Consider the following 12019-nt stretch of genomic DNA (forward strand, 5'->3'; position numbering starts at 1 on the left):
TTCCGGACCAAGAAGCCCTTCGTATTTATTCGGAACAGTTGAATATTTACGTGTGCATAAAAAAATGTTGAGTTTAATCAAGGAAGCAAATGAGGGGGGAATAAATGGTGGGGATAAAAGAATTCACACAAGAGGTTAATGGTGTTAGCGAGATTCAAAATGAACTTAAGAAAATGAATTCAGACAGTAAACGAAACTATATTATCGGTCTTACTGGAGCAATTACAGGTGTTCTCGGATTAATAGTCGCTATAGTTGCATTGTTTAAGAGCTAAAACCGCTAATAGAGGAGATAAACAAGAGTGAGGCCAGTTGAAGAGGCAGATGAATAAGCTTCTTTCCTATTAAAAGATGGGAATACACTCATCAATAAACCAAACAATGTCGGGTACTACTTATTGGCATAGGTTGATATTCAATCGGGGGTTCATTTAGTCGAACTTTTACCGCTTAAAGAGATTCCGAAAGTTAATGTTATGGATAGTAGAGGTTTAGATATTATTAATGGGTTGTTCCAATAAGTAAATTCCTCGTCTAGGGAAACTGTAAAGCTCTTTGATCCAGGACAAGTTACGCTAAACTGTGGGTTTAAATTGATTATATTTTTTAGAGTTGCCGCGACATGGCAGCTCATTTTTGGTTCGCCCCATGTGGCTTTAAGATTTTATTGTTAATAAGGCTAACATATTCGTTAAGTTACTTTATAGCTTCAATCGGTGATGGTTTGGTTTTAGTTTGTAAATAATGCATAATTATGCATCTACATAAAGAACATTAAAAATTTTTTTTCTAACAAATTAAGGAACAAACTATCTATATTTCTTATACAATTGCAAAATTCTAATGAATTATGAAACAACAAAAATGGAGCCATGCGACTTTGAAGGCTCCTTTTTCTAATCAATTATGGAATATCACAAATGTGATATTTCATAAATACAAAAAGACTAGGATACCCTTATGTGGGTTCTTAGTCTTTTTAATTAAAGAAAATTATGTAACAAAAATGGATGAGTTTACTTAATGAAAAGCGATGGGAGTTGAATCCCTTCGGCTCTTATGCTCTTAATATCTAATGCAATTCCCCACGTGCAGCGCGTGCGATACTTTCAGCAAAAAGAGGCGCCTCTCGTCTGTTGTGATCTTCCGATATTTTTTGACGGGAAGCGGACGCCTGCTCAAACGTGAGTCCCTGATTCTCGAAAATACTCAATAAATGTTCCGACGGATGGGTTACCACGGAATTCGTATATTCGGTTTGATCGGCGTTGACGGGTTTTACGCTAAGCTCCCAAATCACTTTCATTTGGGTTCGTTGCTCGTTCGAAATAAAGATATCGGTCATGGAGACCATCCGGCATTTGTGCTTTTCGACGACCTCTCCGATATAATGCTGGATCGAGAGACTGGTACCGATTTTCTCGACGTTTATCGACATTGGACGTCCGTCTTCTGTCTTGGTTGTTCCTACCGCAATATGGTCCGGGGGACAGCAACGTTGATATTCGGCTTCGGAAAGAGAAAATATCCATTGTCCGATATCGACTTTTTCCACCGGAACGTCGATGATGTGACTGAAGCTCGATTTTGCGAGAGTTAGGTCTTCACGAATATTGGACATAAGTAAGCCTCCTACATTAAAGTAATATTTTTCACCCGGGAACCAATTACCGATTCGACCCCTTATGCAGTACTTCGTAGAAACGTTTACAGTTGAGCAAGAAGTTCTTCAGTTGTTACAATAGCGTGAGCAAACGTAGGCCCATTAACTTCATGCGCCGAGTGCATAGCCTCTTGACTATAAGCCGCTGTAGCATCTTTAACCAGCGTGACATGGTAACCAAGTTCCATGCCGAAGCGAGCGGTCGCTTCGATGCATGTATTGGCTAATAAACCGATAATGATAACCTTTTGTAAGCCATGCATTTTCAGTTGATGATCCAAGTCCGTGTTTGCAAATCCGCTGCTAGCCCAATGCTCTTTGATAATAACGTCACCCTTTTGAGGTTGAAAATCGGGATGAAATTCCCCACCCCAAGTACCTTTTGCAAATATTTGCGATTTTTTTGCTCTGACCTGATTGGGATTTGGATACAACCAAGTATCGAAATCATTCGGTTCAGATCGATGATGGGGAACATAAAAAACACGAATGCCGACTTTTCGAACACTATCAACGATCGCTTTTAGATGTTCAAGCAGGTTTACGGATTCTGATATTTCTTTGTGACGAGGATAAGCTTTACCTTCAGTAGATAAGAAATCATTATAGGGGTCAACTAATAATAAGCCCGTAATTTCTTTACCGTAGGTTTTTGTCATTAGGCAACATTCCTCACTTTACAATCGGAAGTAAATTTCGTTATAAGATTCGTCAATTGACTATGCTTTATGCGGAATATCGCATCGGAGCGTAATTTTCCACGGAAAAAATGCTCCCTATCGGATACCCGGCGAAGGTCGGAACATAAGATCAAGAATGAGCCGTTCAAAGTTATTCTGAGCATTAGATTATAAGAAGTACGGGTAGCGTCTGCGACTACACGTCATGGATGGAATTGACGGCGTGTGGGAAACTAGAGTGGCGAGTCCTAGCCCATTTTACTTTTTACAATATCAAATCGGTATGTCCCTCAGCCGAGCTGAAAGGAGAACTGGGAAATGGATAAAATGGAAAATAAATTGTACACAGCTACCGTAATAGTAGAAGGCGGAAGGGCAGGCAAAGCGGTATCCAGCGATGGTGCCCTTGATGTGGACCTGAAAATCCCCCAGGAATTAGGGGGGCCCGGCGGACACGGAACGAACCCAGAGCAACTGTTCGCAGCCGGATTTGCCGCATGTTTTGAAGGTGCGATGGGCGTTGTTCTGAGAAAAAAGAAAATCAAATCTGAAGGCATAAAAATAACGTCGAGTGTTACGATTGGCAAGGATGCAAACGATAACTTTGTGTTATCAGTATTTATGGACATCTCTATTAAGAATGTAGAAACGAGCGTCGCGAAACAAATCGTCGAGGAAGCCCACGATGTTTGCCCTTATTCCCGAGCAACTCGCGGTAATATCGAAGTCATCACGAACGTGGTAGGTTAATTTCTGTGCATGGTTTGCAGAGCCTGATATAATTGCAAAACATCGAGGTTCAATGGTTTCAAAATTAAAAAACGATCATTCGAAATATTTACGAATGATCGTTTTTTAGATTGATTATTTTAATTTTGAAAAGGTTCAAAAAGTCAGTTGTACTAAATGGGTCAGTCGTCGCAAGACCGATGAAAACAATCATTCAAGAACGGTCGTTCAAATTTATTCTTGACCGCTCGTTCTTAAAGTGCTAAATTAATTGTCGAAAGGACACACACACATTCATTAAAGAACGGTCGTTCCTGATTATTCTTTACCGATCGTTCTTTATTCGCTAAATTTTCATTGAAGGAAGGGTTATGGATGGTCAGGACAAAGGAGTTTGATCAAGATGCCGTTTTGCTTAAAGGCATGCGGTTATTCTGGGAACAAGGGTATGAGAAAACCACCATGCAGGAACTAGTATCACACATGGGGGTTCACAAAGGGAGCATGTATGATACCTTTGGCGATAAGAAATCCTTGTATATTAAAGCATTGAAACGCTATAGCGAAAGGCTTGAGCAATCGTATAAGCTTCGCATAGCAGGCCTTTCTACCAGAGAAGCAATCAGAATGCTGTTTGAAAGGGCAATTCAACCGGGTGAGGAGTCTCCTGTGGGCTGCTTTATAGTGAATACCGCGGTTGAGTTGGCCAAACATGACTCAGAGGTAAGAGATTGTGTTCAGCAGTTCTGGGACTATACGGAACAATTAATATTTGACCTAATCATAGAAGGTCAACAATCGGGCGAACTTTCCAAGACACTCAACGCGGAATGGCTTTCTCAATATTTTAACAATGCACTGATCGGGCTTCGCGTTATGGTTAAAACTGTAACAGACAGGGGAAAATTAAGCCAAATTATTGAAATGAATATGTCTATTTTAAAATGATGATATTTTTATGTTTTTAGGTGGAGAATTTCATCCTGATTTTCAACCTCAGAAGAACGATGTGATTATTAAAGAGCAAGATGATTTGCGTGTAAGTTTTGACCTTACTTTTAAAAGGAGAGGTGTACCATGAAGCTAAAAAACACACATATCCCGGCTATTGCTCTCGGTACTTGGTCTTGGGGAACCGGCGCCAATGGAGGGGACGCGGTTTTTGGAAATGATCTGATGTCCGAGGATTTAAAACCCATATTCAATGCGGCAATGGACGCCGGATTGAATCTTTGGGACACGGCCGCGGTTTACGGCATGGGCGCTTCGGAAACAATTCTAGGAAAGTTTATTCAAGGAAGAGATGACGTCTTGATCTCAACTAAATTCACGCCTAGCAGCGAGCAGTCAGATGATGATCTTGAAGAATCCCTCGCAGGAAGCTTGCAGCGGCTTCAAACAAATCACGCTGATATTTATTGGATCCACAATCCGAAAGACGTTCAGCGCTGGACTCCAAAACTGATCCCGTTAATGAAAAGCGGAAAAATCAAGTACGCAGGCGTATCCAATCATAATTTGGATGAGATTAAGCTCGCGGCGGACATTTTGGCTCAAGAGGGGCTCCAGCTCTCAGCCGTTCAAAATCATTACAGCCTGCTTTACCGTTCTTCAGAAGAAGCCGGCATAATTGAGTATTGCAATGCCAATGATTTGATCTTTTTCTCCTATATGGTATTGGAGCAAGGGGCATTAACTGGTAAATATCATGCTCAGAATCCCTTAAAGGCGGGAACTCGAAGAGGGGACGCCTTTCATAAAGAGGTATTTGTCAAGATTGAGAATCTGTTAGAGCTGATGAGAGAAATCGGAAACCGGCATCTTGTTCAACCTGCTGAAATCGCCATTGCCTGGGCAATCGCCAAGGGAACAGTACCGATTATCGGCGTGACGAAACAATCGCATATCGCCAGCGCCGTTGCTGCCATTGACATCAAGTTGACAAATAATGAAATTGAAAAATTGGAGCGAGCAGCGAAGTCAACAGATGTGGAAATTCGAGGAGCATGGGAAAATAACATGATCTAAATTTGTTAATTAATTGCTCTGAGTAACAATCAAGAATTAAATACTATTGATAACATCAAAAAGGAGTGCATACCCATGACAAACGTTTACGATAAAACAACGACAGGGCTTCTATTAGTTGATCCCTATAACGATTTTTTGTCAGAGGAGGGCAAACTTTATCCTCGAACGAAAGAAGTATCGGAATCCGTAGACATGATCAAACATTTAAGAGAGACCGTTGAAGGTGCTCGTAAAGCCGGCATTCGTGTTTTTTATGTGCCTCATCACAGATCTGAGCCGAATGATTTCGACTCTTGGCTGCATCCGACGCCTTATCAACTGAAAGCAAAACAAGGTCAGGTGTTTGCTAAAAATTCATGGGGAGGGGAATTCCATCCCGATTTCCAGCCTCAACAAGACGATGTGATTATTAAAGAGCATTGGGGGAGCAGTGGATTCGCGAACACGGATTTGGATCATCAGCTTAAGATGCATGGCGTACAAAAAATTATCGTTGTCGGCATGTTAGCCAATACATGCATAGAAGCGACCGCAAGATTCGGCATGGAGCTTGGCTACCATGTTACGCTTGTCAAAGATGCGACATCAGCTTTTACAAAAGAGGCGCTGCATGCGGCACACGAAATTAACGGCCCTACATTTGCACATGCCATACTCACAACAGAAGAACTTCTTGCCAAACTAAAAGCATAAATTTATTGCTGGCTTTTACGAGAATTAAGTAAAGAAGTATACAAACGATAATCAACAACTCAAAATGCAGCTATAGATAGGACGGGTCTCGACATGAACGACAAGGTTGTAATGCCGGTATGGACCTTCGGGCTGTTCATCGTCCTAATGAACACGACGATGTTTAATGTCTCTATTCCGAGCATTATTGGAGATATTGGTATTTCGGCGTCTCTCGGTTCATGGATTATTTCAAGTTACTCAATTGGCTATGCCTTATCGACCATGATTTACAGTAGGCTCTCCGACGTACTGTCGATCCGAAGACTGTTATCGGTTGGACTAGTGATATTGGGTCTCGCATCTGTCTTCGGCGTTTTTGTGGAAAATTTTCAAGCTCTACTGGCTGCTCGAATTGCGCAGTCTGCCGGCGCAGGTGTGACTGCCGGACTCGGTCTAGTTATCGCCAGCCGGTATATTCCTTATGAAAGACGAGGCCGAGCGATCTCTATGATCTCGGCAGGATCAGCGACGGCATTCGGTCTAGGGCCTATTGTCGGAGGGCTGATCACCGAATATATCGGCTGGAAGGGGTTATTCGGCGTCACGAGCCTTGTGCTTGTGCTTCTTCCAGTTTTACTGAGGCTGCTCCCCAAAGAGCAACCAAAGCCATTCCGGTTTGATATGCTGGGCGCTGTCCTGACCGTTGCCAACGCTGTGTCGATTCTGACTGCCGTCACGCAGCGATCATTCTTTTGGCTAGCAGTTGGAATCATATCGATCGCTGTCCATACATGGGCTCTAAAACGAAGTAATGAATCTTTCATCAACCCGAAACTCTTCGCGGAACCGATGTATCGAAAACTGCTATTTGTCGGCTTCAGCATCCTGGTGCTGAATCTCGGAAATTTGTTTATCATGCCGTTGGTACTTGCTAATCTATTCAGGGATTCGCCGCTGATCATCGGTCTTACGATTGCGCCTGGCGCAATTTTATCAGCCTTTCTAGCGCGCTTTGTCGGGCGCTGGATTGATCGGTACGGAAATATGCGCGTCCTAATATTAGGACATGTCATTTTAGCCTTGGTTTTGTTTGTATTTTGGAAGATTATCGGCACATCGCCGGTCGTCATCTTGGTTGGGTACTTATTCTTCTCTCCTGCAGCTTCTGCATCGTTATCATCATTAAATAATGAAACATCTCGCATCTTGCCATCCAACTTGATTGGTTCCGGCATGGGTTTTATGCAACTCATTCAGTTTTTCGGCGGTTCGTTTTCCGTTGCGGTTTGCGGCATACTGCTTGACAATCAAAAGAAGTATTCACTTGCTCATGCATATGAGTATGTGTACGCCGCCTTGATAGCAGTAAGTATTTGTTCTTTATTCGTACTATTTCGGTATTTTCTATCAAATCGGCAAGTTACTTCCTTACCTGACAATGAGGCAAGAAGTACCTAAAACAATAAAAAATGGAGAAGTGACTATGCACACATACAACCAATTTACAATCAATCGAAAAACACCTGCTTTTTGGCGAATTACTTTTCATAATCCGCCTATAAATCTCCTTGATCCGGATACAATCTTCGAGTTGTTAACACTTATGGATCAAATCGAGACAGATCCTGATTTGAAGGTCGTTGTTTTTGATAGCGCCGATCCTGAATATTTCATTGCCCACTACGATATGGCGCGAGCTGGTGAAAAACAACCAACACCAAAGGAAATCGAGTTTCCGGCCTGGATTGATTTCGTCTCGAGACTATACAGAACCTCGGTTATTACCATTGCTGAAATTCGAGGGCGTGCACGGGGAGTCGGTAGTGAGTTTGTGTTGGCCTGCGATATGCGATTCGCAAGCAAGGAGAAGGCAATCTTTGGACAGCCTGAGGTCGGTATCGGCGTCGTACCTGGGGGAGGTGCCAACGAGGCTTTGGCTCGTTTGGTGGGTCGTGCTCGGGCACTTGAAATTGTTCTTAACGCCGATGATTTCGATGCGGAGACAGCAGAACGTTATGGATGGATTAACAGAGCTGTTCCTGATGCAGAATTAAACGTTTTTGTGGAAAATTTCGCTCGCAGAATATCGTCATTTGATAAACTTGCGCTACATGATGCGAAGAAGCTTCTTAATCGGACCGGAGTTCCTGAAGCCGAGGAAATACTGGAATCTCGAACAGTCTTTATCACGGGAGCGATGTCAGCAAACACGCAGAAAAAAGTGTCGACTGCCTTTGCACGCGGTCTTGGCAAACCAGGTGATTTCGAGCTTCACTTAGGTCAGCATGTTGGAAATTTGGAATAATAGTCAATATAACTGTACAAGATCAAAATCTAGAAATAGCGAAGCAAGGCTTTCGTCTTCTTTTCCTAATGATGCTCCAAGCATAGCAACTGTCTAAGGTCTTGAATAAAACCTGCATAGGCAACCTCATAATAACGTAGACCTGAAAGTAAAATAAGGAGGTTTTCAATTGTCAGGGATACGCCAAGACCTTACGCTAACTCAATCAGTCTGTAGCCATGTTATCGACGTCCCTGTTGAGAAAGTCAATATTGGGAAATGGATATTTTCGCTTTCCGATGCTGAATATCAACAATGCTGTTCCCCAGACCATATTGCGGTAGGCGCTACCACGACGGAAGACGGTCGTCCAATGTCCATCAACGTAGAGACAATCGGCACCAGTCTCGCAGTACAGCATTATGTTGGAGAGGTCGTCAATGAAGATTTTTGCCGGATGGTCTCTACATCCGATATCTTCCTTACAAACGGAAGAACGCAAATGCAAGTCATATGGGAGCTTAGTGTAAAGCCCGTCAATGACAATCAGACAGAATTTACGAATTCTGTAAGATCACATCCTACCGAGGATTTTTTAAGAATCATCGAGAGTCAGGGACTCACGTTCGAACAGGTCGCGAAGGACCGACAAAAAATCGTAGAGGATCACAACGGACGCGAAACGCCGCTTTTTGCGGAAAGCATCGCACGAGCTGCGCGTGGATGATTGCATCCAATAGCCCGGAAAGACCAATAACATTGAACTTGTATTTAGATTAAACCTGGTGATTACGCAAGGAACTCATAATAATGAAGAGAACAGCCATGTAGAACCAAATTCGCCAGTTCTTCAATGGTCTTTTCAACATGTGTACCCCCTAGAGTAGGTATTGGAAAAATCCATGCTTATTACGGTGACATCTAGGGGGTGCATTTGAAGGGAAGGGAAACGCTATTGAATGTGCCGGCGGCTAACGAATCGTATAGTTCTTATTATCGATAAAATGACTACTTATTTTTTCTAACGAATCTCAGTGGCTTTATTGAGTCATATATAGGGGGAAGGGAGCTGCTTTTCTGGAAGTAAGGTGTCTAGAGTTCGATAAAAAACCATCACATTTTGTGCGATTAAGAGTTAATGGGTTCGTTAGCTCTATTTTCGTTAGCTCTATCTTCCTTAGCACTAGTTCGAAAGCGGTATCTCTAGGTCCTTCGATAGTTTATTTGGTCGGAATATAGTGACTATTACCCACTACGGAATAGAATTAATTTTTGTTAATAAACACAAATCAAAATTGCTATTGTAAAAAGAGCTGGTTGAGACTATACTTTACACATGTTACTGAAAGCGATAACAAAACAGTTTTATGGTATCGATTCCATATTCACATGGATTGAGTATTTGAGGAAGACCCCGCGTCATTAAATCGGATACTGCAATCAAGTTATTACGAGCTAAGAGAAAACAACCAAAAACATGTGTAAATATGGAATCGATACCATATGGTTGTTGTCACTAGAGAAACTTAAAAATGATCTACTCTTAATCTTTTGCGAAGGTGGTGGTAAACGTCAATAAAAAGTGATGTCTTTAAGCGAATGACTCACTGAAAATGGGAAGCATTAATGTATCGAGTTTGGCAAAGTACTGTGCTCTAAACATTTTTCATCGGGGGGAACAACATCATGAAGATTAAATCCTTGACTATTGCGTTGCTAGCTATTTTAGTAATCCTTGCCCTAACGGGATGTGGCCAAAATTCAAACAATGCTAGCTCTAGCGGCAATGGAAATGAAAACGCTACGAATGGGAAAGTTAAATTAAAGATGTGGTACTGGAATGGTGCGATCTCTGATTCAACGATCGAGGCTGCTAAGGCGAAGTTTCCGAATATCGACCTTCAAGCGGAAAAGCTTCCATCCGGTGGTGATTTCTTAACGAAACTAAAAACAACAATTACGGGCGGCGGCAGTGGTCCTGATATTGTCACGATGGATAGTTGGATTTCTACGATGTTAAGCTATAACGAAAAATTCGTAAATTTGTACGATCAAGGGGCACGAGACATTCAATCTCAATACTTGGATTGGAAATGGAAAATGGGTGCAACTTCTGACGACAAATATTTAATCGCGTTGCCAATAGACGTTGCTCCAGTTGTACTTTACTATCGAAGCGATCTGTTTAAGAAAGCCGGTGTGGCAAGCACGCCTGAAGAATTCAAGACTCAAGTGAAAACGTGGGATGACTACTTTAATCTTCTCAAGAAAGTTAAAGACGAGACGGGATCGCAATCGGGGACAGTCGTTGATATTTTCAGAAGCCTTCTCGGACAAATCGATCAATCTTTCTTCGATCTAGACGGAAAATATATCGGTGATCAAGCGCATATCAAGAGTGCTTGGGATTCGTCGGTTAAAGCTTATCAAGCTGGTTTGACGTTTCCTTTCTCAAGCGACTCCGAGAAAAACGCAGCAATGAACAACGGTAAAATCTCTTCCTTCTCGGGAGCATCATGGGCAGTCGGAGACGTAATCGCGGCAGCACCGGATACGAAAGGGAAGTGGAATATCGCTTACCCACCGGGCGGTGTGGGCAATCAAGGCGGTTCGTTCATGGGTATCTTGAAATCATCGAAATACCCGAAAGAAGCATATGAGGTCATTAAATTCCTCGTAAGCCCCGAAAATTTAATTGCTGGCTATAAGGATTTTGGCAACTATCCTTCAACTCCAGAAATTTACACAAAGCCGGAAATGGTAAATGAAAATGCGTTCTTTGGGAATCAAGATCTGAGCACCGTATTCGCCGATGCAGCCAAGGATGTTAAAGTAGCTCATACGGATACGAGGGACGACATGGTATTCAACGAAATTACGAAAGCACTCGGCTCAGTAGACGCACAGAAAAAAGATTCGGAAAAAGCTTGGAAAGATGCTCAAGAACAAATTAAACGTCAGCTTTCGCGCTAATCGGTAATTGCGCAATAAGGGAATAAAATAGAGGATGCGGCAGGGGCGCCAAGCGTACCCTACCGCATCGGATTATCGGAGGACTAATATGGGAGGCCTTTTAAAAGAAATATACAAGAGCAGAACGCTCTATCTGTTTATTTCTCCATTTTACATCTTGTTCCTAGTCTTTTCGGTGTTTCCTATTATCTTCTCGATCTATCTTTCCTTTCACAAATGGGACGGAATCGGGAGTATGTCTTCGGTAGGCTTTAACAACTTTAATTATATGTTTCACGATCCGAATTTCTGGCAAGCTATGATCAATAATATCGCGATTTGGTTGTTGGCTAACGGTCCTATGCTTGTATGCGCTTTGGTTATTGCCTACGTCATTAATCTGTCGATCGTAAAATTCAAAGGATTTTTCAGAATCGCTTTTTTTCTTCCGAATATAACGGCCATGGTCGCGGTTGTCATTATATTTCAGTCCATGTTCGGGAACGAGTACGGACTGATCAACTTCTTCCTTGAGAAGCTAGGGTTGGATAAAATAGCTTGGTTCAATTCCAGCACTGGAGTCCGTGTTGTTATTGCGCTTATGATCGCCTGGAGATACTTGGGCTATAATGCCATCATCTATCTCTCAGGATTGCAAAGAATTCCTAAGGATTTGTATGAAGCGGCGAATCTCGATGGGGCGACGATGTTCCAGACCTTTACAAAGATTACTTTACCGATGCTTCGCTCGATCATATTGTTTTCGGTTATGATGTCGACGATCGGGGGATTCCAGATTTTTACCGAGCCTCAGGTGCTCGCGGGTAATCAATCTCCGTATCCGGGATCTGAAACGATCGTACTCTACATGTTCCGGGAAGGCTTCGTTTATCAGAACTATGGATATGCGGCTGCAGTCTCGTGGGTTCTGTTCGTCATTATCGGACTCATATCCGTTTTGAACTGGAAGCTCTTCAATAAGTCTGACGATTGATGAAAAGGAGC

General features: G+C 42.4%; 12 protein-coding genes. 10 read left to right on the forward strand and 2 right to left on the reverse strand.

From position 1 onward, the window contains the following. Positions 1-104: 104 nt before the first annotated feature. On the forward strand, positions 105-275 hold the full coding sequence (locus tag KCTCHS21_RS30885) for a hypothetical protein (protein ID WP_157994022.1): 171 nt from the start codon (positions 105-107) through the stop codon (positions 273-275). 797 nt (positions 276-1072) lie between these two features. Here KCTCHS21_RS30885 and KCTCHS21_RS11460 read toward each other — a convergent pair. Next, complete coding sequence (locus KCTCHS21_RS11460) at positions 1073-1621, reverse strand: hypothetical protein (RefSeq protein WP_130607822.1); 549 nt, start codon at positions 1619-1621, stop codon at positions 1073-1075. Between the two features lie 86 nt (positions 1622-1707). Then, complete coding sequence (locus KCTCHS21_RS11465; protein WP_130607824.1) at positions 1708-2322, reverse strand: cysteine hydrolase family protein; 615 nt, start codon at positions 2320-2322, stop codon at positions 1708-1710. Between the two features lie 339 nt (positions 2323-2661). On the opposite strand from KCTCHS21_RS11465, the gene KCTCHS21_RS11470 reads away from it, so the two are divergent. The 9 genes from KCTCHS21_RS11470 to KCTCHS21_RS11510 all read left to right on the forward strand — a co-directional run bounded on the left by KCTCHS21_RS11470 (position 2662) and on the right by KCTCHS21_RS11510 (position 12008). Next, on the forward strand, positions 2662-3093 hold the full coding sequence (locus KCTCHS21_RS11470; protein ID WP_130607826.1) for an organic hydroperoxide resistance protein: 432 nt from the start codon (positions 2662-2664) through the stop codon (positions 3091-3093). 354 nt (positions 3094-3447) lie between these two features. Continuing rightward, positions 3448-4020 carry a TetR/AcrR family transcriptional regulator gene (locus tag KCTCHS21_RS11475; protein WP_130607828.1) on the forward strand — a complete coding sequence of 191 codons (573 nt, stop codon included), beginning with the start codon at positions 3448-3450 and terminating at the stop codon, positions 4018-4020. Positions 4021-4149: 129 nt separating this feature from the next. Continuing rightward, entirely contained in the window at positions 4150-5100 is a 951-nt protein-coding gene (locus KCTCHS21_RS11480; protein ID WP_130607830.1) for an aldo/keto reductase, read from the forward strand. A 75-nt stretch (positions 5101-5175) separates the two neighbouring features. Beyond that, positions 5176-5796 carry a cysteine hydrolase family protein gene (locus KCTCHS21_RS11485; protein WP_130607832.1) on the forward strand — a complete coding sequence of 207 codons (621 nt, stop codon included), beginning with the start codon at positions 5176-5178 and terminating at the stop codon, positions 5794-5796. 111 nt (positions 5797-5907) lie between these two features. Further along, on the forward strand, positions 5908-7236 hold the full coding sequence (locus KCTCHS21_RS11490; protein WP_232058163.1) for an MFS transporter: 1329 nt from the start codon (positions 5908-5910) through the stop codon (positions 7234-7236). Positions 7237-7261: 25 nt separating this feature from the next. Continuing rightward, a complete protein-coding gene (locus KCTCHS21_RS11495; RefSeq protein ID WP_130607836.1) occupies positions 7262-8083 on the forward strand; it encodes an enoyl-CoA hydratase/isomerase family protein in 822 nt (273 codons plus the stop codon). A gap of 169 nt (positions 8084-8252) precedes the next feature. Beyond that, a complete protein-coding gene (locus tag KCTCHS21_RS11500) occupies positions 8253-8789 on the forward strand; it encodes a hypothetical protein (RefSeq protein WP_179952671.1) in 537 nt (178 codons plus the stop codon). Positions 8790-9748: 959 nt separating this feature from the next. Beyond that, positions 9749-11035 (forward strand): extracellular solute-binding protein, encoded by a 1287-nt coding sequence (locus tag KCTCHS21_RS11505; protein ID WP_130607838.1) that lies wholly within the window; start codon positions 9749-9751, stop codon positions 11033-11035. An 88-nt stretch (positions 11036-11123) separates the two neighbouring features. Next, positions 11124-12008 (forward strand): carbohydrate ABC transporter permease, encoded by an 885-nt coding sequence (locus KCTCHS21_RS11510; RefSeq protein WP_130607840.1) that lies wholly within the window; start codon positions 11124-11126, stop codon positions 12006-12008. The last annotated feature ends 11 nt before the right edge of the window (positions 12009-12019 follow it).

The organism is Cohnella abietis, from assembly GCF_004295585.1.
Classification (GTDB): Bacteria; Bacillota; Bacilli; order Paenibacillales; family Paenibacillaceae; genus Cohnella; species Cohnella abietis.